General features: G+C 75.0%; 15 protein-coding genes. 7 read left to right on the plus strand and 8 right to left on the minus strand.

What is annotated here, in order from left to right; all coding sequences use genetic code 11:
* Positions 1-37: 37 nt before the first annotated feature.
* The 8 genes from ACFU9E_RS19460 to ACFU9E_RS19495 form a co-directional block, all read right to left on the minus strand.
* Positions 38-4,519: an amino acid adenylation domain-containing protein gene (locus tag ACFU9E_RS19460; RefSeq protein ID WP_380681140.1), complete on the minus strand. Its 4,482-nt coding sequence runs from the start codon at positions 4,517-4,519 to the stop codon at positions 38-40.
* Between the two features lie 80 nt (positions 4,520-4,599).
* Positions 4,600-9,333: an amino acid adenylation domain-containing protein gene (locus tag ACFU9E_RS19465; protein ID WP_380681137.1), complete on the minus strand. Its 4,734-nt coding sequence runs from the start codon at positions 9,331-9,333 to the stop codon at positions 4,600-4,602.
* A gap of 217 nt (positions 9,334-9,550) precedes the next feature.
* Positions 9,551-10,816 (minus strand): glutamate synthase-related protein, encoded by a 1,266-nt coding sequence (locus tag ACFU9E_RS19470; protein ID WP_380681134.1) that lies wholly within the window; start codon positions 10,814-10,816, stop codon positions 9,551-9,553.
* A complete protein-coding gene (locus ACFU9E_RS19475; protein WP_380681131.1) occupies positions 10,813-11,823 on the minus strand; it encodes an asparagine synthetase A in 1,011 nt (336 codons plus the stop codon). The genes ACFU9E_RS19470 and ACFU9E_RS19475 overlap by 4 nt, the downstream gene beginning before the upstream one ends.
* Positions 11,820-13,169, minus strand: coding sequence for a methylaspartate mutase (locus tag ACFU9E_RS19480; RefSeq protein WP_380681128.1), 1,350 nt, complete (start codon positions 13,167-13,169; stop codon positions 11,820-11,822). The genes ACFU9E_RS19475 and ACFU9E_RS19480 overlap by 4 nt, the downstream gene beginning before the upstream one ends.
* Positions 13,166-13,693, minus strand: coding sequence for a cobalamin B12-binding domain-containing protein (locus ACFU9E_RS19485; protein ID WP_380681125.1), 528 nt, complete (start codon positions 13,691-13,693; stop codon positions 13,166-13,168). The genes ACFU9E_RS19480 and ACFU9E_RS19485 overlap by 4 nt, the downstream gene beginning before the upstream one ends.
* Positions 13,694-13,839: 146 nt before the next feature.
* Positions 13,840-15,099, minus strand: a complete 1,260-nt coding sequence (locus tag ACFU9E_RS19490; RefSeq protein WP_380681122.1) for a helix-turn-helix domain-containing protein — start codon at positions 15,097-15,099, stop codon at positions 13,840-13,842.
* Positions 15,100-15,424: 325 nt separating this feature from the next.
* Positions 15,425-17,068, minus strand: a complete 1,644-nt coding sequence (locus ACFU9E_RS19495) for an alkaline phosphatase D family protein (protein ID WP_380681119.1) — start codon at positions 17,066-17,068, stop codon at positions 15,425-15,427.
* 928 nt (positions 17,069-17,996) lie between these two features.
* Here ACFU9E_RS19495 and ACFU9E_RS19500 point away from each other — a divergent pair.
* The 7 genes from ACFU9E_RS19500 to ACFU9E_RS19530 all read left to right on the plus strand — a co-directional run bounded on the left by ACFU9E_RS19500 (position 17,997) and on the right by ACFU9E_RS19530 (position 26,572).
* The gene (locus tag ACFU9E_RS19500) at positions 17,997-18,860 is read left to right on the plus strand and encodes an S-adenosyl-l-methionine hydroxide adenosyltransferase family protein (RefSeq protein WP_380681116.1); all 864 of its coding nucleotides are present in this window, start codon (positions 17,997-17,999) and stop codon (positions 18,858-18,860) included.
* A gap of 7 nt (positions 18,861-18,867) precedes the next feature.
* Positions 18,868-19,923, plus strand: coding sequence for a DMT family transporter (locus ACFU9E_RS19505; protein ID WP_380715197.1), 1,056 nt, complete (start codon positions 18,868-18,870; stop codon positions 19,921-19,923).
* Complete coding sequence (locus tag ACFU9E_RS19510) at positions 19,920-20,891, plus strand: quinone oxidoreductase family protein (RefSeq protein WP_380690404.1); 972 nt, start codon at positions 19,920-19,922, stop codon at positions 20,889-20,891. The genes ACFU9E_RS19505 and ACFU9E_RS19510 overlap by 4 nt, the downstream gene beginning before the upstream one ends.
* A 143-nt stretch (positions 20,892-21,034) precedes the next feature.
* Positions 21,035-23,047: an FAD/NAD(P)-binding protein gene (locus tag ACFU9E_RS19515; RefSeq protein ID WP_380715199.1), complete on the plus strand. Its 2,013-nt coding sequence runs from the start codon at positions 21,035-21,037 to the stop codon at positions 23,045-23,047.
* Positions 23,048-23,321: 274 nt separating this feature from the next.
* Positions 23,322-25,190 (plus strand): amidohydrolase, encoded by a 1,869-nt coding sequence (locus ACFU9E_RS19520; RefSeq protein ID WP_380687818.1) that lies wholly within the window; start codon positions 23,322-23,324, stop codon positions 25,188-25,190.
* A gap of 124 nt (positions 25,191-25,314) precedes the next feature.
* A complete protein-coding gene (locus tag ACFU9E_RS19525; protein WP_380687816.1) occupies positions 25,315-25,863 on the plus strand; it encodes a DoxX family protein in 549 nt (182 codons plus the stop codon).
* Positions 25,844-26,572 (plus strand): YoaK family protein, encoded by a 729-nt coding sequence (locus ACFU9E_RS19530; RefSeq protein ID WP_380687814.1) that lies wholly within the window; start codon positions 25,844-25,846, stop codon positions 26,570-26,572. Before ACFU9E_RS19525 ends, ACFU9E_RS19530 begins: the two co-directional genes overlap by 20 nt.
* The last annotated feature ends 34 nt before the right edge of the window (positions 26,573-26,606 follow it).

Here is a 26,606-nt window from a genome sequence, read left to right on the forward strand (position 1 = left end):
CGGAAGGCTGCCCGCGATCGGGCCCGGCGCCGCCCCGTCAGATCCCGGCGGCCAGGGCGGCCAGGGCCGCCGCGTAGGCGTCCATGAACTCCTCCGCCGTGGCGTCGTCGACCAGCGCCCGCTGGTGGTCCACGGCGAGCAGCACCCGTTGGGTGACCGGGTCCTGGATCAGCGAGGCGCCGAAGGTGAAGCTGTTGGGCTCGTGCCGGTAGGTCGGTTCGGTGCCGATCCGGCCGTCCTCGATCCGGGCCGAGCCGAGCCGGCCGAGGGCGTGGAAGCGCAGGTAGCCGAACTGGCTGTCGAGCGCGGTGTCGGCCATCATCCGGGCCAGCCGGGCGAACGGCACCCGGCGGTGCGGCATCATGTCCAGCTCTTCGCGGTGCACGTGGCGCACCAGCGCGGCCAGGTCCTCGCCCGGTTCGGCGACCAGCGGGACGGTGTTGAGGAAGAGCCCGTACACCTCGGTGCCGCCGAGCCGTTCGAGACGGCCGTTCATCGCCAGCCCGGTGGTGACCCGGCGCCGTCCGGTGATGTGGGCGAGGGCGTGCAGATGGGCGGCGAGCGCGACGGACTTGACCGGGACGGCCAGCGCGTCGGCGACGGCCCGCAGCTGCCCGGGCGCGTCCGGCAGCACCCGCTCGACGGTGCGCGGCAGCTCGTGCACGGCCTCGCTGCCCGGCCAGAGCTGGCCGGTGGCGCCGTCGAGCCGCTGGTGCCAGTAGGCGAGCGAGTCCCGGTCGACCGCCGCGGCCCGTTCGACGGCCACGAAGTCGCGGAAGGCGGTGCGCGGCGGCGGGGTGGGCGCGGAGACCGGGTCGGCGGCGAGCGCGGCGTGGCGTTCGAGGATCTCGGTGAGCAGGGAGGTGAAGCTCCAGCCGTCGAGGATCGCGTGGTGCTCGGAGACGGTGAGCTGGAAGGCGGCGGCGGCGAGGCGCTGCACGGTGATCCGGAACAGCGGGGGCGCGGTGAGGTCGAACGGCCGGTCGCGGTGGTGCGCGAAGACGGCCCGGATCTCGGCGTCCTGCTCCTGCCCGGTGCGCCCGCGCAGGTCGGCGAACTCCACCGGGGCGGGCAGGGTGCCGTGCACCAGCTGGAGCGGTTCGCCGTAGCCGGAGAGGTCGAGTCCGGTGCGCAGCACGGCGTGCCGGGCCATCGCCTCGTTGACGGAGCGGCGCAGCGCGGTCTCGTCGAGTGCGCCGGCGAAGCGGTAGGAGTTGACGTTGTGGTAGCTGTCGGTGCCGCCGGCGACCTCCATGTGGAAGACCATCGACAGCTGCATGGAGACCATCGGGTAGGCGTCGACGATGCCGGGCGGAAGCTCGGCGCGGTCGTCCTCGTCGATCAGGGCGAACGGCCGGTCGGCGTCGGGGTCGGCCTCGACGGGCCGGGCGAGCGGCAGCAGGGCGGCGACGGTCGGCGCATTGAAGACGTCGCGCAGCGAGAGCTGCCAGCCGCGGTCGTGCAGGGCGCCGGCCAGCTGGACGGCGCGGATGGAGTCGCCGCCGAGGTGGAAGAAGTCGTCGTGGACGCCGATCCCGGGCACCCCGAGCACCTCCGTCCAGACCGCGGCGAACAGCTCCTCCTCGGGGGTGCGCGGTTCGACGTGCCGGCCGGACCGCTCGGGCGCGGCGCGACCGGGGGCGGGCAGCGCGGCCCGGTCGACCTTGCCGTTGACGGTGAGCGGCAGCGCGTCCAGCACGGTGACGCTCGCCGGGACCATGTACTCGGGCAGCGAGCGGCCGAGGAAGCCGCGCAGGTCCTCGGGGGCGCGGCCGGTGACGTAGGCGGCGAGCCGGTCGTCGTGGACGGTCACCACGCAGGCGTCGACGTCGGGGTGGGCGGCGAGGGCGTTCTCGATCTCGCCGAGCTCGATCCGGAAGCCGCGCAGCTTGACCTGGAAGTCGGCGCGGCCGACGTACTCCAGGCCGCCGTCCGGCAGCCGCTTGGCGACGTCGCCGGTGCGGTAGAGGCGGGCGCCGGGCGGGCCGGTGGGATCGGCGACGAAACGGCCGGCGGTGAGGCCGGGGCGGCCCCAGTAGCCGTGCGCGAGGCTGCCGCCGCCGATGTACAGCTCGCCGGGGACGCCGGGCGGGCAGGGGCGCAGCCAGTCGTCCAGGACGGCGGCGGTGAGGTGTGGCATGGGCTCGCCGATGAGGCTGCGCTCGAAGCCCGCGCCGCCCTCGGCGACGTCGTGGATCGTGACGTGGACGGTGGTCTCGGTGATGCCGTAGAGGTTGCAGAGCCGGGCGGGCGGCAGCGGGTCGAGCTCGTGCCAGCGCTGGACGACGCCGGGGTCCAGGGCCTCGCCGCCGAGCATGATCCAGCGCAGTGCGGGCAGTTCGCGGGGGTGGCGGCGCAGGGCCGGTTCGAGCTGGCGCAGCGCGGACGGGGTGAGGCACAGGTGGGTGACCCGCCGCCGGTCGAGGAGCTCGGCGAACTCCTCGGGCGAGCGGCTGGTCAGGTAGGGCACGACGACCAGCCGGGCGCCGTGCAGCAGCGCGCCCCACAGTTCCCAGACGGTCCAGTCGAAGGCGTAGCTGTGGAAGAGCGTCCAGGTGGTGTCGGGGCCGAAGCCGAAGTGGTCGCGGCCGGAGTCGAGCAGCCGGCTGACGTGCTCGTGGGCGACGCCGACGCCCTTGGGGCGGCCGGTGGAGCCGGAGGTGAAGATCAGGTAGGCGAGGTCGCCGGGTCGGCCGGCGGCGGGCGGACGGGTGTCGGGGTGGGCGGCGATCTCGGCGGCCCGCGCGGTGAGGTCGAGGGTCTGCCAGGGGCCGTCGGGGGCGCGGTCGGGGCGGTCGGTGAGGACGGCGGTGACGGCGGTGTCGCCGAAGACCAGGGCGGCCCGGTCAGCGGGGGCGGCGAGGTCGACCGGCACGTAGGCGGCGCCGGTCTTGAGCACGGCGAGGATCGCCACGGGGACGGCGACGGTGCGTTCCAGCAGCAGGCCGACCCGGTCGCCGGGGCGTACCCCGCGGGCGCGCAGGGCGTGGGCCAACCGGTTGGCGCGGCGGTCGAGTTCGGCGTAGTCCAGGCTCTCGGTGCCGTCGTCGACGGCCGGCCGCGCGCCGTGCTCGTCGACGGCCCGCTCGAAGAGGTGGTGCAGGCAGTGGCCGGGCTCCGGCCGGGCGGGGCGGGGCCGCTGCCCGGCCGCGGGGGCGGCGGTGAGCCGCAGCACGGTGGCGTCGGGGTCGGCGAGGGCGGCGTCCAGCAGGGCCGCGTAGTCGGCGGCGAGGCGGCGGACGGTGGCCGCGTCGAAGAGGTCGGTGCTGTACTCGGCCTCGCCGCGCAGCTCGCCGCCGCCCTCCTCGGTGGGTTCGAAGACGGACCAGGTGAGGTCGAACTTGCTGGTGCCGTTGGAGCGGACGGTGCGCCGGGCGGTGGCGGCGCCGAGGGCGAGCGGGGCGTCGTCCGCGCCGTGGGCGCCGAACACCACCTGGACCAGCGGCGGGTGCTGCGGGGCGCGGGCGATGCCGAGGTGGTCGACCAGCTGGTCGAACGGCACGTCGAGGTAGCCGAAGGCGTCGAACGCGCCGTCCTGGAGGTCGGCGACCAGCGTACGGAAGGTCGCGCCCGGCGCAAGCCGGATGCGCAGTGGCAGCAGGTTGACGAAGTAGCCGAGCAGGTCGGCGAGTTCGGGGCGGTTGCGGGTGGTGACCGGGGTGCCGACGAGCAGGTCGTCGGCACCGGTCCAGCGGTTCAGCAGCAGCGCGAAGGCGGCGAGCTGGACGGTGAACGGGGTGGCGCCCTCCTGTTCGGCCAGCGCCCGGACGCGGGCGGCGGTGCCGGGGGCGAGGCCGAAGTGCTCGGTGGCGCCGCGCTCGCCGCGCTGGGCGGGCCGGGGGCGGTCACCGGGCAGGTCGAGCAGGGCGGGGGCGCCGTCGAGGCGGTCCTTCCAGTAGGCGAGGTGCTCCTCGTAGGAGGTGTGCCGCTCCTCCTCGGCCCAGTCGGCGTACCGGGTGGTGAGGGCCGGCAGCTCCGGGGTCCGCTGCTCGGCCAAGGCCCGGTAGGACTCGGCGAGTTCGCGCTCGAAGAGCTCGGCGGACCAGCCGTCCCAGATGATGTGGTGGACGACGAACAGCAGGGTGGTGCGCTCGTCGGCCAGCCGGACCGCCTCGGCGCGCAGCAGCGGGCCGGTCGCGAGGTCGAACGGCTCGGCGGCCCGTTCGGCGATCAACCGCTCGGCACGGGCGGCCCGTTCGGCCTCCGGGAGGGAACGCAGATCGGAGACGGCGAGCGGCACGGCGAGGGTGTCGTGGACGGTCTGGCGCGGCCCGTCGGGGTGCAGGGCGAAGGTGGTGCGCAGCACCTCCTGGCGGGCGGTGACGGCGTCCAGGGCCCGGGCGAGCAGGGCGAGGTCGAGCGGGCCGGTGACGTCGTACGTCCAGGGGGTGGTGTAGGTGACGGCCCGCGGGTTCAGGCGGTCGAGGAACCAGAGGCCGCGCTGGAGGCCCGAGACGGGCGCGCTGCGGGCCGGTTCGGTGCGGGCCGGCGCGGCCCCTGGGGCGGTGGGCGGGTTCATGGCCTCGCTCCTTCCGGGCGGACGGGTGTCGGGGCGGATGTCGGGGACGGTCAGGGCGCGGGTGTCGGGGCGGGCCGTCATCACGAGGCCAGCCGTTCGGCGATGGCGCCCACGGTGCGGCCGCGGAACACCACCTGCGGAGGCACCCGGGTCCCGGTCTGCTGCGAGAGCTTCATCGCGACCCGCACCGCCGCCAGCGAATTGCCGCCGATGCGGAAGAAGTTGGCGTCCGGCCCGAGGTCCTCCGGCAGGTCCAGGACGGCCCGGACGGCGTCGGCGACCAGCCGTTGGCGCGGGGTGAGCGGGTCGGCCGGAGCGGCGGCCCGGCGCTCGGCGGGGGCCGGCAGGGCCCTGCGGTCGACCTTGCCGTTGGGGTTGAGCGGAAGTGCGTCCAGCACGTCGAGGGTGGCGGGCACCATGTGCTCGGGCAGCAGCCCGGCCAGGTGGTCCAGCAGCGCCTCCGGGCCGGCCCCGCCGGCACCCGGGTCGAGCGTGACGTAGGCGGCGAGCCGGTGGTCGCCGGGGGCGGGCTCGTACACGGTGACGGCGGCCTCCCGGACGGCGGGGTGGCGGGTCAGCGCGTCCTCGATCTCGCCGGGCTCGACCCGGAAGCCGCGGACCTTGACCTGGTCGTCGATCCGGCCGGTGATCTCCAGCAGCCCGTCCGGGCGCCGGTGGCCGAGGTCGCCGGTGCGGTAGAGCCGCTCGCCGGGGACGCCGAACGGGGAGGCGACGAAGCGCTGGGCGGTCAGCCCGGGCCGGCCGACGTAGCCGTGGGCGAGGCCGCCGCCGGCCGCGTAGAGCTCGCCGGTGGTGCCGTCGGGGACGGGCTCCAGCCGCTCGTCCAGGACGTGCACGGCCTTGCCGTGCAGCGGGCGGCCGATCGGGATGGCGGCGCCGGCGGCGTCCTCCGGGGTGGCCCGGTGGCAGGTGGTGAGGCCCAGGCTCTCCACCGGGCCGTAGCCGTTGGCGACCACCAGGTCCGGGTACTGGCCGAGCGCCTTGCCGACGTGGGTGACGGAGGCCCGCTCGCCGGCCGTGAAGGCCACCTTGAGGTCGTCGTAGGTCTCCGGGAACTCCTCCAGCAGGAAGTTGAACAGGCTGGCGGAGAGCTGGAGCTGGGTGACGCCGTGGCGCCGGGTCAGCTCGGCGATGGCCTGCGGGTCGGGCCGCTGGCCGGGCTGCAGCACGCAGACGCCGCCGAAGGCGAGCGCGCCGTACAGCTCCAGGGCGAAGGCGTCCCAGGAGACCGGGGAGCACTGCAGCCAGACCTCCTCGGGGCCGAAGCGGGCGTAGTCCTGGCCGAGGTAGGTGGTGGTGAGCGCGCGGTGCGGCACGGCGGCGCCCTTGGGGCGGCCGGTGGAGCCGGAGGTGAACATCACGCAGGCGAGGTCGTCGCCGGTGACGGAGACGCCCGGGTTGTGGCCGGGACGGGCCGCGACGGCGGCGGCCTCGGCGTCCAGGTCGAGGTGGTGGGCGATGGGGAACGGCGGGCTCGCGTGGCGGTGGGTGACCAGCAGCGAGGCCCCGCAGTCGGCGACCGCGCCGGCCAGCCGCTCGGCCGGGAAGTCCGGGTCGAGCAGGGTGTAGGCGGCGCCGGTCTTGAGCGCGGCGAGCAGCGCGACCACCAGGTCCGGTCCGCGCTCGACCAGCACGGCGACGGTGTCGCCGCGGCCGGTCCCGGACTCGGCCAGGTGGTGGGCGAGCCGGTTGGCCCGGGTGTTCAGCTCGCCGTAGCCGAGCCGCTGTTCGCCGGAGACGAGGGCGAGCGCGTCCGGGGCGGCGGCGGCCCGGGCCTCGAACAGGGCGTGCACGGGCGCCTCGACGGCGGTGGCCAGGGTGCCCAGCCAGGCCTCGCACAGCTCGGCCATGGTGGCGGGATCGAACAGGTCGGAGTCGTACTCGAAGCGGCCGGTGAAGTCGGTGCCCCGGTCGTCGACGGAGATCGACAGGTCGAAGCGGGAGACCGGGTTGGAGTACAGCTCGCGGGTCACCTCGAAGCCGCCGACGGTCAGTGGGCGGGTGTCCAGCGGGTGCAGCTCCAGCAGCACCTGGCAGAGCGGGTTGCGGTTCTCGGCGCGGTCGTCCTCGCGGCCTTCCAGGACGCTCGCCGCGATGTCGTCGAACGGAGCCTCCTGGTGGCGGTAGCCGCCGATCGCCACCTCGCGGACGTGCCGGACCAGCTCCCGGAAGTCCATGGACTCGTCGATCCGCACCCGCAGCGGCAGCAGGTTGACGAAGTAGCCGACCAGGGCGTCGAGTTCGGCCCGGCCGCGGACGCTCACCGGGGAGCCGAGCACCAGGTCGCGCTGCCCGGTGCGCCGGTGCAGGGTGAGCGCGAGGCCGGCCAGCAGCACCATGAACGGGGTGGCGTCCTCGCTGCGGGCCAGCGCCCGGACGGCCTCGGCGACCGGGCGCGGCATCGAGAAGCGGTGGAAGTCGCCGCGGAATCCCTGCACTTCGGGCCGGGGGTGGTCGGTGGGCAGCGCGGGCTCGGTCGGGGCGTCGGCCAGCTGCTCGCGCCAGTGGGCGAGTTGGCGTTCGGCGTGCTCCGGGTCCCGGTAGAGCCAGGCGCTGTAGTCGGCGTACTGGACGGCGGGCTCGGGCAGCTCGGCCGGGCGGCCCGCGGCCAGTTCCTGGTACAGGGCGGCGAGTTCGCCCTCCAGGACGGGCAGCGAGCCCTCGTCCCAGACGATGTGGTGGCAGAGCAGCAGCAGGGTGGCGGTGGCGCCGGTGCGGTAGAGGTGGGCGCGCAGCAGCGGTCCGTGCTCCAGGTCGAAGGGGACCAGGGCGGCCTCGGCGACCAGGGCGTCGAGGCGCCCGGCCTCCGTGTCGGTCACCGTGAACGGCACCTCCACCGCGGGGTGGACCAGCTGGCGCGGGCCGTCGTCGGCCAGTTCGAAGGTGGTGCGCAGCGCCTCGTGCCGCGCCACCACGCCTTCCAGCGCCCGCCGCAGCAGCTCCGGGTCGACCGGGCCGGCGAAGCGGAACACCCAGGGCACGATGTAGGTCGGCGCCTGCGGGTTCCACTGGTCGAGGAACCAGAGGCCGCGCTGGTACGGGGACAGCGGCGCCGAGACGGCCCCGGCCCGGGTCAGCGGCGGGCGCTCGCCACCGGCGGAGGCGGTGACGGCGGCGGCGAACTCGGCCAGCGTCGGGGCGTCGAAGATGGTGTACGGGGAGATCATGCCGAAGACGTCGAAGACCCGGCCGACCACACGCACGGCGGTGAGCGAATCACCGCCCAGGTGGAAGAAGTTGTCGTCGGCGCCGACCTCGGGCACGCCCAGCACGTCCGCCCAGACGGCGGCGATCAGCTGCTCGGCGGGGGTGCGCAGCGGGCGGCCAGCCGGGGCGGCGGCGGCCGTGGAGCGCGGTTCGGGCAGGGCGGCGCGGTCGATCTTGCCCCCGGCGGTCAGCGGGAAGGCGTCCAGCACCGTGACGGTGGCGGGGACCATGTGCTCGGGCAGCCGCTCGGCCAGGTGGGCGCGGAGCGCGGCGGGGTCGGGGGCGTCGCCGGTGACGTAGCCGGCGAGCCGGCCCTCGTGGGCGACGACCACGGCGGCGGCGACGCCGGAGTGGGCGGCGAGCAGCTGCTCGATCTCGCCGGGCTCGACCCGGAAGCCGCGGATCTTCAGCTGGTGGTCGGCGCGGCCGACGAACTCCAGCGGGGCGTCCGGGCCCTCACGGCGCACGACGTCGCCGGTGCGGTACATCCGGGCGCCCGGCTCGGGCGCGAACGGGTCGGCGACGAACCGGCCCGCCGTCAGGCCCGGGCGGCCGTGGTAGCCGGAGGCGAGCAGCGGCCCGCCGAGGTACAGCTCGCCGGCCTCGCCGGGGGCGGTGACCGGGCGGAGCCGGTCGTCCAGCACGTAGGCGCGGCGCTCGCCGAGCGGGGTGCCGATCGGGACGACGTCCGACGCCCCCTCCGCGTCCGACGCCCCCTCCACGGGTCCCGCCAGGCGGTGGGTGGTGGCGGTGATCACGGTCTCGGTGGGCCCGTAGGCGTTGAGCAGCGGCACGCCGGTGGCGGCCCACCAGCCGGCGGCGGTGTCCGGGTACAGCCGGTCGCTGCCGGAGATCATCAGGCGCAGGGTCCGCGGGGCGCGGCCCCGGGCGCGCAGCGCCGTCACCAGCTCCTGGAAGTAGCCGGCGGCGAGGTTGGCCACGGTGACGCGCTCGGCGTCCAGCAGGTCCAGCAGGGCGTCCGGGCCGAGCAGCTGCTGCTCGGGCACGAGCAGGCAGGCGCCGGCGGACAGGGCGGTGAGCGTCTGTTCCACGGCGACGTCGACGGTGGGGCGGGCGAGGTGCAGCACGGTGTCGTCGGCGGTGAGGCCGAAGCGGTCGACGGCCGCCGCCAGGTGCCCGGTCAGCGCGGCGAGCGGCACGTGCACGCCCTTGGGGCGGCCGGTGGTGCCGGAGGTGTAGATGAGGTAGCCGGGGGCGGGCACGGCCGCGGCCTCGCCGGAGGGTGCGTCGCCGGAGGGTGCGAACTCGGTGAGTTCGCCGTCGACGAGGGCGAGGGTGGCGCCGGCGTCCTCGCGGATCCAGCGGTTGCGCTCCTCCGGGGCCTCCCGGTCCAGCGGCAGGCAGGTGGCCCCGGCGCGCAGGGCGGCGAGCAGGCCGACCAGGTGGTCCAGCCGGTCGCGGCCGGTGACGGCCACCGTCCGCCCCGGGGCGATCCGGGCGGCGAGGGCGCCGCTCAGTGCGTCCAGCTCGCGGTAGCGGACGGTCCGATCGCCGAGCCGTACGGCCGGCCGGTCCGGGAACCGGCGCGCGACGGATATGAAGGGGAAACCGCTAGATTCCATCATCCAACCCCGATGAATTGACGACGCTGCGGGCAGTGATCTCGACGATAGGGCGGCTTTCCGGCGCCGATCGGCAGAATTTCCGGAAGACCATCGGCAGTTTCAACTGCCGCTTGCTGCACAGGAGTTGGGGAAAAGCGCGCGGCCCGCCGGGGCGCACGGGGGCGCCTCGGCGGGCTCTGCGGGAATGCGCTCTCTTCGATTGTCGGGCGGCCCGGAACTACCCGGGGAATTCCGCGGACCACACGTCGGCGCGGTCCACCGCGGCCGGCGAGTACTTCCCGAGCGCGCTGATCAGCAGCCGCAGTTCGAGCGCCAGGCAGTCGGTGAAGCGGATCAGCCCCGCCTGCGGATCCTCGGCGGCGGCCAGCAGGGCCGCCCGGCCCAGGCCCACCGCCCGGGCGCCCAGCGCCAGGCTCTTGACCGCCCGGCCGCCCTCCCACATCCGCCCCGAGACCAGCAGACAGGGCGGCGGCCCGGCGAGCGCCAGCCGGCGCAGGCACTCCGCCAGCGGCAGCCCGACCTGCGCCGGGAAGGCACCCGGCGCCCAGCCGGTACCGCCCTCCGCGCCGTCCACGGTGACGGCGTCCGCACCCGCCTCGGCGGCCACCCGGGCGGCCTCGGCGACGTCCCGGCCGGGGTGCAGCTTCACCCAGACCCGGGCCCGGGGGAAGTTGTTGCGCATCAGCCGCACCTGCTGGCGCAGGATCTCGGCGGTGAAGGTGCCCGGCGTACTGGCCCGCAGCACCCGGCCGTCCTCGCCGAAGACCGGGTCCAGGCCGTAGCGGTCGCCGAGCCGGGCGGCGGCCTCGGCGTCCAGCACGGTCATCCCGCCGAGTCCCGGCTTGGCGCCCTGCCCGACCTTCAACTCGAAGGCGAGGCGGCCCGATTCGAGCAGCGGCAGGGCCGCCGGGTCGCTGTAGAGGAGGTTCCACACCTCGGCGTCGGCGTCCTCGGTGGACTGCTGGACGGCCACCCCGCCCAGGCCGTCGGGGAGTTGCTCCGCGTAGGCGCGCAGTCGGCCGAGCAGCGCCCGGTCGGCGTCCTCGCCGAGCCGGCCGTAGCCGTTCACCGGGACGACGTTCTCGCCGATCACCATCGGCAGGCCGAGCGCGCCCGCCTGCCGGCTGAGCGCCAGACCGAGGTCCCCTCCGGCCGCCCGGGTGGAACCGGTCGCGGACACGTAGACCGGCAGGGCTGAGGTGAACCCGCCGATGGCAGTGGTGAGTTCGACGTCCCGGTAGTCGGGTTCGCGGCCCAGGTCGATCAGCTTGGCCAGCCGCTGCGGCACGAACACCGGCGGCACGATCCGCAGCGCGTCGAGGGCGTCCGACGCGTCCGCCGACCCGGCGCCGCCGGCCGGGCGCTCGGCGCCGAACAGCACCTGCCCGTAGCTGCCGGGCGGCGGGAAGGCCGCCGCCGTCCCGGCCCGGGCCCGCTGCCGGACCTCCTCCTCGGGGAAGCCGGGTGCGCTCAGGTCGCTCACGGCGACACCACCCCGGCCACCTTGGGGAAGGCGCTGGCCTGCCAGACCGCGTCCAGCCCGGCGACGTAGCGGGTCAGCCGCTCGACGCCGATGCCGAAGCCGGCGCTGCCGGGCACGCCCTCGCGGACCAGGTCCAGGTACCAGCGGTACTTCTGCGGGTTCTCCCCCGTCTCGCGCATCCGGGTGACGATCTCGGCGTAGTCGTTGGTGCGCTGGCTGCCGCTGCACAGCTCGCCGTAGCCCTCGGCCGCGATGAGGTCGAAGTTCCGCAGCAGGCCCGGGTCCTCGGGGTTCTCTCGGTCGTAGAAGCCGCGCGAGCCCTTGGGGTAGTCGGTGACGAAGAACGGCCGGTCGCGCTGCGCCGAGAGCAGCGCCTCGCCGGCCCAGTCGAGTTCGGCGTCCGGGCTCTGTGGGTGGCCCAGGCCCCGCAGCTCGGTGACCGCTTCGGCGTGCCGCATCCGGCCGAAGGAGCCCTTCAGCAGATCGGCGAACGCGTCGGTGTCGCGGCCGAGTTCGGCGAACTCCTTGGGCAGCTCGCGCACCGCGCTGCCGACCATGTGCACCACCAGCTCCTCCACCAGCCGGACGGCGTCGTCCCGGCTCGCCCCGGCCATCTCGACGTCCAGCTGGTGGAACTCGGCCAGGTGGCGGCTGGTCCCGGCGGTCTCCAGCGGCTCCAGCCGGACGTTCGGCGCGATGCAGAAGATCTTGTCGAAGGCCAGCAGCGAGGCCTGCTTGTAGAGGATCGCGCTGGTCATCAGCTTGTAGCGGTGGCCGTAGAAGTCGATGTCGACCTGCTTGGAGCCGCGCGAACCGGGGTCGGTGACCGGGCCGATGATCGGCGGGAGCAGTTCGGTGAAGCCCCGGCCGCGCAGGTACTCGCGGGCGGCCGAGAGCAGGTGGTGCTGGAGCCGGAGCGCGGCGCGGGTGGTCGGAGAGGTCAGGTGGCGGCCGGGGTCCGGGAGCGTCGCGGCGGCGGTCGCGGGGGTGGGCCCGTCGGTGGTCATGGCGTGATGAGTCCCAACTCTCGTGGTGCGGCGGGTGTTCGGGCGGGTTCCGGGGCTTCGGTGGCGCGGCTGTCGTAGCGCCACTGGACGTGGGAGAGCGCGCCGAGCAGGTCGGAGGAGCCGAGGATCGGCGGACGCGGGCCGCCGGAGAGGCCGGCGATCGGCATCGCGCCGACGTCCGACCAGTGCAGCCGCCCGTCCGGGCCGAGCGAGCTGCGGGCCCGGCCGGCGTTGTCGGGGTGCAGGCAGTAGGGCACGTCCAGGTAGCCGGCCGCGAAGGCGCGGACCAGGGCCCGGCCGATGTCGGCGTCCAGCTCCAGCACGGCGCCGATCAGCGCCCGCGCCTCCGCCTCGATGCCGGTGTCGGGCACGGCGAGCGGCGGGCGCGACGGCTCGGCGTTGGCGGCCACGGCGGCCGTCTCCAGCGCCCGGACGTTCTCGGCGACGGTCGGGATCCGGTGCGCCTCGGCGGTCGTCTTCACGATCAGCCGGGCCGCCCCGGTGCGCACCGCCAGCCGGGCGGCGTCCTCCAGCAGCAGCCGGGCTCCGCCGGGCGTGCGCGGGAAGACGCCCATGTAGGCGTAGAGCACGAGGTGGTGGTCGACGTCGGGCAGCAGCTCGTCGGCGAGGCGGCCGAGCACGGTGAGCGCCTCCTCGTCCTGGCGCGGGTCGGGCTGCTGGGCGTAGCTGAGCGAGACGCTGCGCAGCCCGTGCTGCCGGAAGAACAGCGCCTCCAGCAGGCTCGTCGCGATCAGCAGGCTCGGCGGGCAGAGCTGGCCCATCAGGCAGCCGCCGAACGTCTCAAGGTGCGGTTCGGCGCCGAACTCGCGGATCGAGGCGAGCAGTTCGCAGCTGCGCCGCCAGCTCTCCACCGCCTCGCGCAGCGGGGTGCGGCTGTAGGGCAGGCAGTAGGAGACCGGGCCGCCCTCGGTGGCGTCCAGGCCGACCGCGAGCAGCGCGCGGACGATGTGCTCGGGCAGCGCCGAGCCGTGCCGGACCTGCACCGGGAAGCCCTCGCCGGCGACCCCGCGCAGCACCGCCCGGGTGACGTCCACCGGGTGGCCGGCGATCGGGTAGCCGTTCAGCCCGACCCCGTCGGCCAGCGCGCGGCGGGCGGCGGCGAGGTCGCCGGTGCGGGTGTAGCTGTCCAGGGTGATGGTGCCGACGGTGACGGCGTCCGCGCCCCGGGTGGCGAGCAGGCCGTCGCGCATCCGCAGCGGGTCGGCCATGCCCATCCGGGGCTGGACCACCAGGGCGCCGGCGGCCCTGGCCCGGGCGACGAAGGCGCCGAAGCCGGCTCTGACGGGGCGGGAGCCGCCGGGCGCGGCGGGGGCGAGGGCGCTCACCGCGGCACCCCGGAGACGCTCGCCACGGGCAGGGACAGCGACAGTGCGGGGACGGGCAACGCGGCGGTGGGCTGGGCGGCGGCGGGCAGCGAGCCCACGAAGGCGCGGAAGTCGGCGACCGACCGGCCCTCCTCGAAGACCCCGTCGAACCCGGCGGCGAGCAGCGACCGCTGCCGCTCCGGGTCACCGGGGCCGGCGATGGACAGCTTTCCGCCGATCACCGTGGGCGTGCGGCCCAGTTCGGGACAGGCCCGCAGCGCGCGGATCACCCGCAGGCCGTCGTGGTGGCCGTGCCCGTTGACGCTGCTGAGCACGATGAGGTCCGGCGCGACCCGGCGGCACTCGGCGACCAGCAGTTCGTCCGGTACGCACGCCCCCAGGTTGGTGACCCGGTGGCCGAGCTCCTCCAGCAGCAGTTGCAGGAAGACCAGGTTCCAGGTGTGCGAGTCCGAGGCCATGGTCGACACGACGACCTCCAGCCCGGCCGGTTCGGCCGCTGCGCGCTGCTGCTCCAACTGGTCCACGGCGCAAACCCTCTGTGTCGGTGAGTGATGGACAGAACGCTAGGGAGGATCCGGCCGGCGGACCGGCAGCTCACCCGGCAGGAAGCGGGCAGTATCGGCGGCACCCCGGCGCCGCGCGGAAGGACGGGTGCGCCGGACGACGGGTGTCAGCTCGCCGTCGCGAGCACCGGGTACGCCCCGGCGGCGCCGAACAGGCGGCGGCACAGGTTCAGCACGGTGAACCGCACGCCGTCGCGGGCGGGGACGCTGCGGATGAGCCCACTCGCCAGCAGCTCGTGCACGGCGGCCAGCGACTCCTGCGGAGGCCGCCCGCTCAGCTCGACGGCGTCCTCCCCGGACCAGTCCCCCGGTTCGGCGGCCAGCCGCGCCAGCAGGTCGCGCTGGCCCATCGTCAGCCGGTCGAGCGCCGCGTCCAGGGCCTCGCCGACCCCGCCGCGCCCGCCGAACCCGGCCGGGGGAGGCGCCAGCTGGAACGGCCCCTCGGCCAGCCTGGCCACCAGCTGGCGCGGGGAGAGCACCGTCGACCAGCCGGCGGCCAGCTCCAGCGCGCCCGGCAGGCCGTCGAGCTGGCGGCAGAGCGCGGCCACCGCCGGTGCCTCCTCGGGCTCCAGCCGGTAGCCGGGGCGCAGCCGGCGCAGGTGGGACAGCAGCAGCCGGACGGCGCCCACCTCGGCGAGCGCCAGCGGATCGTGGTCGAGTTCCGGCGCCGGGGTGGGCAGCGGGGCGAGCGGGATCACCTGGCCGCCGGGCAGCGGCTGCGCGACCCGGGCGGTGATCAGCACCCGCAGGCCGGGGCAGCGCTGGAACAGCTCGTCCAGCAGCGCGGGCTCCACGCCGGTGTCGGCGCCGTCCAGGACCAGCAGGGTGGGGCGGGTGCCGATCGCCCGGGCCAGCTCGGCGCGCCGTTCGGGGCCCATGCCGGGCCGGCTGGCCCAGTCCGTCCAGCGCACCGACCAGCGTGCCGTGCGGTGCAGCCGGCAGGCCGCCTCCAGCACCAGTCTGGTCTTGCCGACCCCGCCGAGGCCGGTCACCGTGACCAGCCGGTCGCCGTGCACGGCGAGGGCGTCGGTCAGCGCGTCGACCTCCGGCTCCCGGCCGACGATCGCGGCACGGGCCACCGGCGGGGCGGCCGGTTCGTCGCGCGGGTCCTCGGCGAGCGTCTGGCGGCGCGCGGCCGCCTCGAACACCGTGCGGCTGCGGCCCTCCAGCCGCAGCGCGTCGGCCAGCAGCCGGACCGTCTCCTGCCGGGGGCGCTGCACCCGTCCGCTCTCCATGTCGCGGATCGCCCGGACGCTCAGGGTCGCGTGATCGGCGAGCACCTGCTGGGTCAGGCCGATGCGCTCGCGCCGGATCCTGAGCAGCTCTCCGAAGCCCGCCGTCGAGTGCAGGGTGTGAACGCCGTCCATGCTCCGTCCGCCTTCCGTGGGTTGGCCAACTACCGGGGACCAGGGGCTCGGTCCGCCGTGCGGCGTACCGAGGGCGGCGCCGAACGGTGGTGACCGTCGACCCGGGGTTCCCCTGCCGCAGATGGTCCACGGCCCTGCTCTACGGCCGATCAACGGCCGATCACCGCGGGTTCACGACACCTCCGCATCGTCCACGAACCCTCCCGACGAGGGGCGCGACGCATCCGGGGCCGGCACGGGGCTGGGCATGGGGCGGGCATGGAGCCGGCCCGGGCGTACCGCATCGGGGAACGGTACGACCGGGCCGGTGATCGGGGGCGGAGCGTCAGACGCGCTGCATGCCCGGGTTGTAGGCCTCGGTGACGAAGGAGGCGGCGGTGCTGACGGTGCCGCCCGGGCGGGTGATGTGCGAGATCACCCGGTAGTCGGCCCGCGCGTGCTCCTCGTCGAGCGTGATCGTGGTGTAGCCGCGCCGCCCGTCGTAGAACTTCATGTGCGGGTTGGCCGCCGTCAGGGTGCCCCAGTTGCCCGGGTGCTCCTCGCCGTCGCCGTCGCTGGCGATCGAGGTGCCGACGATCTCGACGCCGACGGTCCGCGAGTTCGGGTCGTCGAAGTTGCGCTTGACGTCCATCGCGTAGGCGACGTGCACGTCACCGGTGAGGATGACGAGGTTCTCGACGCCGATGTCCTCGACGCCGGCCAGCAGCCGCTCACGGGCGGCCGGGTAGCCGTCCCAGGCGTCCATGGACAGCTTGGAGGTCGCCGCGGTGGTGTTCTTCCGGCGGGAGAAGACCACCTGCTGCGGGACGACGTTCCACACCGCCTTGGACTTGCGGAAGCCGTCCAGCAGCCAGCGCTCCTGGGTGGCGCCCATCAGGGTGCGGGTCGGGTCCTCCGACTCCGGGGTGGGGAACTGCCAGCCGTCGCCGTTGGCCTGGTCGGAGCGGTACTGGCGGGTGTCGAGGATGTCGAACTGCGCCAGCTTGCCGTAGTGGTGGCGGCGGTACAGCTTGAGGTCGGTGGCGTCGGGCTTGGGCATGCGCAGCGGCATGTTCTCCCAGTACGCGCGGGTGGCGGCGGCGCGGCGGGCGACGAAGGCCTCCACCGACTGGTTCTTCTCGGGGATGCCCGCGGCGTAGTTGTTCTCGACCTCGTGGTCGTCCCAGGTGACGTACCAGGCGTGCGCGGCGTGCGCGGCCTGCAGGTCGGGGTCGAGCTTGTAGAGGGCGTACCGCAGGCGGTAGTCCTCCAGGTTGGTGGTCTCGTGGTTGAACAGCGCCGGCAGGGTGCGGTCGGTGTACTTGCGGTCGCCGCCGACGGCGTCGATGCCGTACTCGTAGATGTAGTCGCCGACGTGGAAGACGGCGTCCAGGTCCTCGTTCGCCAGGTGCTTGTAGGCGGTGAAGTAGCCGTCCTCGTAGGCCTGGCAGGAGACCAGGCCGAAGCGGACCTCGTCGATCTTCCGGCCGCGCGCCGGTGAGGTGCGGGTGCGGCCGACCGGGCTGACCCAGCTGCCGACCTTGAAGCGGTACCAGTGGACGCGGTCCGCGTCGAGGCCGTCGACGTCGACGTGCACGGCGTAGTTGAACTCGGCGTAGGCCTTGGCGGTGCCGCGCCGGGCGACCTTGCGGAAGGCCTCGTCGCGGGCGATCTCCCAGTCGACCTTGACCACACCGGTGGGCGGCAGGCCGTTGCCGGGCTCCAGCGGGCGGGGGGCCAGACGGGTCCAGAGCACGACGGCGTCGCTGAGCGGGTCACCGGAGGCGACGCCGAGGGTGAACGGGTTCTCGGTCAGCGCGCGGGGCGCGATCTCGGCGTCGGCGGCGTGGGCACTCGGCAGGTTGGTGGTGAACGCCAGCGCGGCGGCGGCCGAGGTGACGGTCAGGAAGCGGCGGCGGCCGATCCCCAGCCGGGTCGCGGCCTCCCGGAACTGCTGGTCGTGCGAGGCCTGGTCGTCTGTGCGAGCCATGGGTCTGGACTGCCTTCCGTACGCTGGGCATGACCGGCGGGTGACACCGGCTGTGTACGGAGGGTATTGGAGTGGACCCCGCGGTACGGCGAGCGTCGCGGCCCCTGCGCAGAAGTGATCATCAGGTGATGACAGCAGCCGAATCGGGCAATCGGACGATAATGCCCCCTCACCACCGACGGGCCGTCGGACCGTGGGCGCCGCCGCACCGACGGGCCGGCACGGCGCCCGTAACCGAATGGGGCGGCCGGCGCGGACCCGCCCGCCCCACTCGGCCTGCCGGCCCCGCCCGCTCGCGGATGGGCGGGCGCCGCCCGTCCCTCCACCGCGAGCGGGTGGCCGTCCGCGAACACGGCCTCCCGGCCTGTGCGGACGCCGACCAGCAGGTCTTCGATCGGGCTCCGGTGACCAGCGCTCGAAAGCGCCCCGGAACACCGCGAGCACGCCCGCCCACCGTAGCGCTCCCCGACCGGCGTGTCAGGGCAACCACCTTGAGCGGAAGGCGAGTTCGGCGGGAACCCCGAACGTGATCACGACCGCGAACGAGCCGCAGCCAATCACGCCGCGGCACCCGGCCGCAAATCGGGCACCACGGGCCGACGGACCGTCATGGACCTGACTCACCAACGGGGTTCGGCGGTTCCGCCGACGCGGCCCCGACCGCTCCGGCACGCTTCCGCCCGGTGAAATCCCCGGGCGGACACATTTCCGGGCCACCGATATTCCGGCAAACGGCCGGTATCGTTCCGTTTCTTCAGAACGACTTCATACAGCCGAAACAGCCCACGCTTTCTTCGCCGCCGACCGGGTGCTAGCCTCGCTTCAATCTCGCGCCGCTTGAACCGCCCTTTACCCGGGTGATTCACCGTCGGAAATCCTGGACAGCCATGCAAGCCACCCCGTTTCGGTAATCCTGAAAGGGTTCAGCATGTCCGCTTCCGCCAGCTCCCCCGCCACCCCCGTCGGCCCCGGCCTGCTCACGCCGCGGCCGATCGTCGGGCTGCTCACCGACTTCGGGCTCGTCGACGACGCCGTCGGCATCTGCAAGGGCATGGTGCTCAGCATCGCCCCGCACGCCAACATCGTCGACGTCACGCACGACGTCACGCCGTTCGACATCTACGAGGCCGGCCTGTACATCCGCGACTCGTTCCGCTACTTCCCGCCCGAGGCGGTCTTCGCCTGCGTCACCTTCCCGCACACCGGCGTCCAGGACAACGCGATCGGGGTGCGCACGCCCCAGGGGCACACCTACTTCGCCCCCGACAACGGACTGCTCACCCGGATCGTCAAGGAGGCGGGCGTCGCCGAGGTCCGCCGGATCACCGCCGAGAAGGTTCGCCGACCCGTCATCGACCCGACGTTCTACGGGCGCGACATCGTCATTTCGGCCGCCGCGCACATCGCCAACGGAGTGCCGTTCAGCGAGATCGGCGAGGAAATCGACGCCGCCGGGATCACCCTTCTGGAGATCGCCGAACCGGTCGTCGAGGGCGACTGGATAATCGGCGAGGTGGCGATTCTCGACAAGAACTACGGGAACGTCTGGACGAGCATCACCCGGGAATTCCTGGACACCCGCGGCATCGACTTCGACACCGAGCTGGAGATCGAGATCGGCGGCACCCGGCTCACCACCCCGCTGCGCCGCACCTTCGGCGAGACCGGCGAGGGCGAGCCGCTCGCCTACATCGCCAGCCGCGACCAGCTCGGACTCGCCCTCAACCAGGGCGACTTCGCCGCCCGGTACGGGGTGGAGCGCGGGCACGCGGTCCGCGTGAAGGTGCGCTGATCCCACCGTGCGCGCGCAGGGGTACGCATTCGCGCTGCTGACCGCCGCCTTCTTCGGCGCCGGCGCCGTGCTGGCCAACCGGGTCACCCGCGAGATCGACCCGCTGCTCACCACCGGGCTCAACCTGTCGATCGGCGCCGTGCTGCTGGCCACCCAGCTGGCGGTACGGCGCCGACCGCTGGTCCCGCGCGGCCTGACCGGGCGGGACTGGATCCGGCTGGGCTTCGTCTCGGTGGTCGGCACCGGCCTCTCGCTGGCCCTGGTGATCAGCGGACTGAGCCGGACCAGCCCGGTCAACGGCGGATTCCTCATCCAGCTCCAGGGCCCGACGGCCGTCCTGGCCTCCGTGCTGCTGCTCGGCGACCGGCTGCGCGGGTGGCAGTCGGCCGGGCTCGCGGTCACCCTGGCCGGCGGGGTGCTGGTGGTGCTGCGCGACCCCGGCGCGGGCTTCACCTCCGTCGGCACCGGCGACCTGCTGGTGCTGGCGGGCGCGGTGCTGGCCGGTCTCGCCTTCCTGCCCGCCAAGACGCTGATGGCCAAGGTGCCGGCGCTGCAACTGGCCCTGTGGCGGCTGGTCCCGGCGGCGGTGGTGCTGCTGCCGGTCCTGCTGCTCACCCCCGGACCGCTGCGCTGGCACCCGACGGCGGGCACGCTCGGGCTCCAGCTCCTGCTCGCCGTCACCAACTTCTGCCTCGCCTACGTCACCCTGCACCTGGCGCTGGAGCGGCTGCGCCCTTGGGAGACGGCGAGCGTGCTGCAACTGGAGCCGGCGTTCACGGTGCTCGTCGCCCTGCTGGCGCTCGGGCTCGCGCCGACGCCGCTGCAGCTGGTGGGCGGGGTGCTGATGATCGGCGGCGGACTGCTCGCCAACCGGCCCGCACCGACCCGCGCCCCCGCACCGGCGACCACGCCCGCGACCGCCTCCGGACCGGCGACCACGCCCGCACCGGCCGCCACCCCCGCACCGGCGTCCCGGCCGGCCCACGACCCGGGCGACGGCGACCCGCCGTCGCCCGTTCCCACCCGACCCGCCTACCAGAACAGCCGAGGTACCACCCCATGAAGGCGATCCGCGTCCACGCCCCCGGCGGCCCCGAGCAGCTCCGGGTCGACGACGTCCCGGTGACCGAGCCCGCCGCCGGTGAGATCCGCATCCGCACCGAGGTCATCGGCGTCAACTACGTCGACGTCTACCACCGCCAGGGCGTCTTCCCCGTCGCCCTGCCGTTCGTCCCGGGCATGGACGCCGTCGGCACGGTCGACGCCGTCGGCCCCGGCGTCACCGAGCTGTCCGTCGGCGACCGCGTCGCCTACGGCGAACTCCCCGGCGCCTACGCCGAGTTCGTCACCGTCCCGGTGCGGCTGGCAACCACCGTGCCGGACGGCCTCGACTCCGGGACGGCCGCCGCCGCGATGCTCCAGGGGCTCACCGCGCACTACCTCGCGCACGACTCGCACCCGATCGCCAAGGGCCAGGTGGTCGTGGTGCACGCCGCCGCCGGCGGGGTCGGGCAGTTCCTGGTCCAGTTCGCCAAGCGCGCCGGGGCGCACGTCATCGGCACCGTCTCCACCGACGAGAAGGCCGCGCTGGTCACCGAGCTCGGCGCCGACCACGTCGTGCGCTACGACCGGGAGAACTTCCGCGAGGCCGTCCACCGGATCACCGACGGCGCGGGCGCCGACGCGGTCTACGACTCGGTCGGCAAGGACACCTTCCTCGACGGCCTCGACTCGCTGCGCCCGCGCGGCACCCTCGTCGTCTACGGCCGGGCCAGCGGCACGCCCGACCCGATCGACCCGTTCACGCTGGTGCAGAAGGGCTCGCTGAAGCTCACCTGGCCCAGCCTCACCCACCACGTGCTCACCCGCGAGGACTTCACCGCCCGCACCGGCGACCTCTTCGCCGGACTCCTCGACGGCACCCTGCGGGCCCGGATCGACCGCACCTTCGACTTCGCCGACGCCCCCGCCGCGCACGCCCGGCTGGAGCGCCGGGAGAGCCTCGGCAAGATCCTGCTGCGCCACCCGTAGGCACCCGCAGGCACCCGCAGGCACCCGTAAGCACCAGCAGACACCGAGACCGACGCCCCGCCGGACGCCGCCCGCGTCCGGCGGGGCGTCACCTGCCCCGACAACCAGTCCGAACGGCCCCAAGCACGGGAGGACACTCACCCATGGCTCCCCACTCCCCCGGCCCGACCGCCGCCCGCCACCGCCGGATCGCCGTGGTCGGCGCCGGCCCGCGCGGCCTGTCCGTCCTCGAACGCCTGCTGGCCAACGAGCGCTCCCGCCCGTCGGCCGCCGCCCTCACCGTCCACCTCGTCGACCCCTACCCGCCCGGCGCCGGCCGGGTCTGGCGCACCAACCAGTCCCGGCTGCTGCTGATGAACACCGTGGCCTCGCAGGTCACCGCCTACACCGACCCGAGCGTCGCGATCGACGGCCCGGTCGAGGAGGGCCCCAGCCTCTATGCCTGGGCCAAGTCCGCCGTCCCGCAGGGCGCTCCGGGCGAGTACGACGAGCAGGTGCGGGCCGAGGCCCGCGCGCTCACCCCCGACGCCTACCCGACCCGCGCCTTCTACGGCCGCTACCTGCGCGACGTCCACCGCCGCATACGCGCCGGCGCCCCGGCGCACTGCCGGATCGTCGAGCACCGCACCCGCGCCGTCCGGCTGACCGACGCCGACCCGGTGCCCGGCGCCGCCCAGGTGCTGAGCCTCGCCAACGGCCGCCGGATCGCCGACCTGGACGCGGTGGTGCTGGCCCTCGGCCACCTGGCGACCGGCCCCACCGGCGCGGAACGCGCCCTGACCCGGGCCGCCGCCGCCCACGGCCTCGTCCACCTGCCGCCGGCCAACCCGGCCGACCTCGACCTCGCCGCCCTGGTGCCCGGCCGCCCGGTCCTGTTCCGCGGCCTGGGCCTCAACTTCTTCGACCACCTCGCCCTGCTCACCCGCGGCCGCGGCGGCCGGTTCGCCGAGCGCGACGGCCGGCTCGTCTACCACCCCTCCGGGCAGGAACCGCTGATCCTGGCCGGCTCGCGGCGCGGCGTCCCGTACCACGCGCGCGGCGAGAACGAGAAGGGCCCGCACGGCCGCCACCACCCCCGGCTGCTCACCGAGGCCCACGCCGCCCGGCTGCGCGAACGCGCCGCCGCCGGCAAGCCGGTGCGCTTCGCCCGCGACCTGTGGCCGCTGGTCGCCCGCGAGGTCGAGGCCGTCTACTACGCCACCCTGCTCGCCGCCGCCGGCCGCCCGGAGGACGGCGAACGGCTCGCCGAGGAGTACCTGGCCGCCGCCGGACCCGCCCGCACCGCCGCGCTGCTCGACCGCCACGGGATCCCCACCGCGCAGCGCTGGGACTGGCACACGCTCGCCCACCCGTACGCGGGCCTGCGCTTCGCCTCCCGCGCCGAGCACCGCGCCTGGATCGTCGAGCGCCTGGAGCGCGACGTGCGCGAGGCCCGGGCCGGCAACCTCAGCGGCCCGCTCAAGGCCGCCCTGGACGTGCTGCGCGACCTGCGCAACGAGATCCGGCTGGCCGTCGACCACGGTGGCATCGAGGGCTCCTCCTACCGCGACGACCTGGAGTCCTGGTACACCCCGCTGAACGCCTTCCTCTCGATCGGCCCGCCGGCCTCCCGGATCGACGAGCTGCGCGCCCTGATCGAGGCCGGGGTGGTCGACCTGCTCGGCCCAAACGTCCGGATCGCCCTCGACCCGCGCGGCACCCCGCCCGCCTTCACCGCCCACTCGCCCGCGATCGACGCACCACCGCTGCGCGCCGCCGTCCTCGTCGAGGCCCGGCTGCCCGAACCCGACCTGCGGCGCACCGGCGACCGCCTGCTGCGCGGCCTGCTGGACGACGGCCAGGCCGGCGTCTACCGGATCCCCGACGCGGCCGGACCCGGGTACGAGACGGGCGGGCTGGCGGTCAGCGAGCGGCCGTACCACCTGCTCGACGCGAAGGGGCGGGCGCACCCGCGCCGCTTCGCCTACGGTGTCCCCACCGAGGCGGTGCACTGGGTCACCGCGGCCGGCATCCGGCCCGGCGTCAACTCGGTGACGCTGGGCGACTCCGACGCCATCGCGCGCGCCGTCCTCGCGCTGCGCCCGCTGCGCCCGGCCGTCGCCGTGGTCCCCGCCCCGCGCCGCCCCGCCCCGCGCACGCCCGTGCACCCCGGCTGACGCCGGCCATCGTCGCCCCGGCCCCTCCGTCCCGCCGGACGGAGGGGCCGGGGCTTCTCCCGTGCCCACCGGACACCGGGAACGGGGGGTGCGCTGGCGGGACGGCGGCCGTGCGCTGTGGGCCAATTCGGCACCGGGCCACCGAACTAACGTCTCAGCGTCGGTGGGAGGAACGGGCCCGGCCCCCGGGCCCGTTCGGCCGCCGCACCCCTCTCCGCCGCCCGCGCCGGGCGGCGGTCGTTCCCCAGCACAGGAGGCTTTCAAGGTGTCTGTCATGCCGGTCGGCGGGATCGTCCCCCGCTCGGAGGAGGACGTCGCCGGGAACGCCGCCGACGTCGTCGTCCGCAACGCCAGGATCCACACCGGGGACGCCCGCCGCCCGCAGGCCGGCGCCCTCGCCATCCGGAACGGTGTGATCACCGCAGTCGGGGACGACGCCGACGTCGCCCCGTTCGTCGGACCGTCCACCACCGTGGTGGACGCGCTCGGCCGGCGCGTCGTGCCCGGCCTCAACGACGCGCACCTGCACGTCATCCGGGGCGGCCTCAGCTACGTGCTGGAGCTGCGCTGGGACGGCGTGCGCTCGCTGCGCCAGGCGCTGGCGATGCTGCGCGAGCAGGCCGCCCGCACGCCCGAGGGCCAGTGGGTGCGCGTGGTCGGCGGCTGGTCGGCCGAGCAGTTCGCCGAGCGCCGGCTGCCGACCCCCGCCGAGCTGAACGAGGCCGCGCCGGACACCCCGGTGTTCGTGCTGCACCTCTACCAGTCGGCGATCCTCAACCGCGCCGCGCTGAAGGCCGTCGGCTACGACGCGACCACCCCCGACCCCAAGGGCGGCCAGATCGTCCGGGGCCGCAACGGCGAGCCCAACGGCATGCTGCTGGCCGCCCCCAGCGCCCTCGTCCTCTACTCCACCCTGGCCAAGGCCCCCGCCCTGCCGCCGGAGGACCGCAAGGCCTCCACCCGGCACTTCCTGCGCGAGCTGAACCGCTTCGGCCTGACCTCCGCGATCGACGCCGCCGGCGGCTTCCAGAACTTCCCGGAGAACTACGCGACGGTGACCGAGCTCGCCCGGGAGGGCCTGCTCTCGCTGCGCATCGCCTACCACCTGTTCCCGCAGACCGGCGGGCAGGAGCTGGACGACCTCAAGCGCTGGATCGACACGGTCCGCCCGGAGGACGGCGACGAGTGGCTGCGCCTCAACGGCGCCGGCGAGAACCTCACCTGGGCCGCTGCCGACTTCGAGAACTTCGCCGAGCCCCGCCCCGAACTCGGCTCCTACGAGGCCGAGTTCGAGAAGGCCGTCCGGCTGCTCATGGAGAACGGCTGGGGCTTCCGGCTGCACGCCACCTACGACGAGACCATCCGGCGCGACCTCGCCGTCTTCGAGAAGCTCGCCGCCGAGGGCCTCTTCCCGCAGGGCAACCGCTGGCTGTTCGACCACGCGGAGACCGTGTCCCGGGAGAGCCTGGACCGGATCGCCCGGCTCGGCGGCGCGCTCTCCGTGCAGAACCGCCTCTCCTTCCAGGGCGAGACGTTCACCCGCCGCTACGGCGCCGGCGCCGCCGCCGAGGCCCCGCCGATCCGCGCGATGCTGGACCGCGGCCTGAACGTCGCCGCCGGCACCGACGCCACCCGGGTCTCCTCCTACAACCCGTGGGTCGCCCTGCACTGGCTGGTCTCCGGCCGCACGGTCGGCGGCCTGGCGATGCGCCCGGCGCAGAACCGGGTGGACCGGGCGACGGCGCTCGCGATGTACACCACCGCGGGCGCGGCCCTCACCGGCGAGCAGGACGTCAAGGGCGTGCTGCGGCCCGGCTGCTACGGCGACCTCGCGGTGCTGTCCGAGGACTTCTTCACCGTGCCCGAGCACGAGATCCCGGACATCGAGTCCCTGCTGACCGTGGTCGGCGGCCGGATCGTGCACGCCGCAGCCGAGTACGAGGGCCTCGACGAGGAACTCCCGCCGATCAGCCCCGGGTGGAGCCCGGTCGCCCGCTTCGGCGGCTACCAGTCCACCGGCGCCCGTCAGGCGGAGCTGCTCGGCGAGGTCGTCGCCGAGTCCGAGCTGCAGCGCACCTGGCGCGTCGCCCGCGGCCACACCGTCGAGCGGGAGCTGCCGTTCGACCCGTGCTTCGTGCTCTGAGCCCTCGGCGGGCGAACACGGTCGGCCGGGACGACCGGGACGACCGGGACGACCGGGACAGCCGGGAGAACCGGGACAACGGGGCCGGGAACAGAAACAGGACCAGGGACAGGAACGGGACACGATGGATACCGGACTACTCATCATCCGGGTGGTGGTGGGCCTGCTCATCGCCGGACACGGCGTGCAGAAGGTGAGCCACCACCTCGGCGGCAACGGCCTCTCCGGCGGGACCGCGGAGTTCGAGCACGACGGCTTCCGGGGCGGGACGCTCACCGCGCTCGCCGCCGGGGCCGGGCAGATCGGCTCGGGCCTGTTCCTGGCCCTGGGCGCGCTCACCCCGCTGGCGGCCATGGTCGCCATGGGCGTGATGACGGTGGCGATCACCGTCAAGGTGCCGCACGGGCTCTGGGTGCAGAACGACGGCTACGAGTACCCGCTGGTGCTGGTGGCGGTCACCGGCTCGCTGGCGCTCACCGGCGCCGGGCGCCTCTCGGTCGACCACGCCGTCGGCCTGACCTCCTGGCCGCTCTGGCTGGTGATCCCCGCCGCCGTGTTCGGCCCGGTCAGCGGCCTGCTCACGCGGGCCGTCCTGCACCGCGCGGACCCGTCGGCGGACCCGTCGGCGGGAGCGGCGGCGGGAGCGGCGGCCGGTGCGCGCGCTGCTGACTGACGCCCTGCGGACGCTCGCCCCGCCGCGTTCCGACCGGCACGGGCCGCTGCCGCCGCTGATGCTGCTGCTGACGGTCGCCACCGGCGTGGTCGACGCGGTGAGCTACCTCGCCCTGGGACACGTGTTCGTGGCGAACATGACCGGCAACGTGGTCTTCCTGGGGTTCGCCCTCGCGGGCGCCCCGGGCCTGTCCGCCACCGCCTCGCTCGTCTCGCTGGCGGCCTTCCTGGCGGGTGCGCTCGCCGGCGGGCGGCTGGCCGGACGGTCGGCGGCCCACCGCGGCCGGCTACTGGCCCTGGCCGGCGGCGTCCAGACCGTCCTCATGGCCGCGGCGGCCGTCACCGCCGCGGTCGTCGGCGGCGGCGACGCCCAGTACCCGCTGATCGTGCTGCTGGGCCTGGCCATGGGTCTGCAGAACGCGGCGGCCCGCCGGCTCGGTGTGCCCGACCTCACCACCACCGTGCTCACCCTCACCCTGACCGGCCTGGCCGCCGACTCCCCGGCGGCCGGCGGTGCCGGGCCCCGCCCGGGCCGCCGGATCCTGTCGGCGCTGGCGATGCTGGTCGGCGGCCTGGTGGGCGCGGTGCTGGTCCTGCACGGGCGGCTGACCGTCGCGCTGGCCCTGGCCGCCCTGCTGGTGCTGGCCACCGCCGTCGTCGCCCGCCGGCTCTCGGCCGCGGACACCCACTGGGCCCCGCCGATCTCCTGAGCGGCGCGCCCGATGAGGCCCTCTCCAGGGCCCG

The organism is Kitasatospora sp. NPDC057595, assembly GCF_042800875.1.
Taxonomy (GTDB): Bacteria; Actinomycetota; Actinomycetes; order Streptomycetales; family Streptomycetaceae; genus Kitasatospora.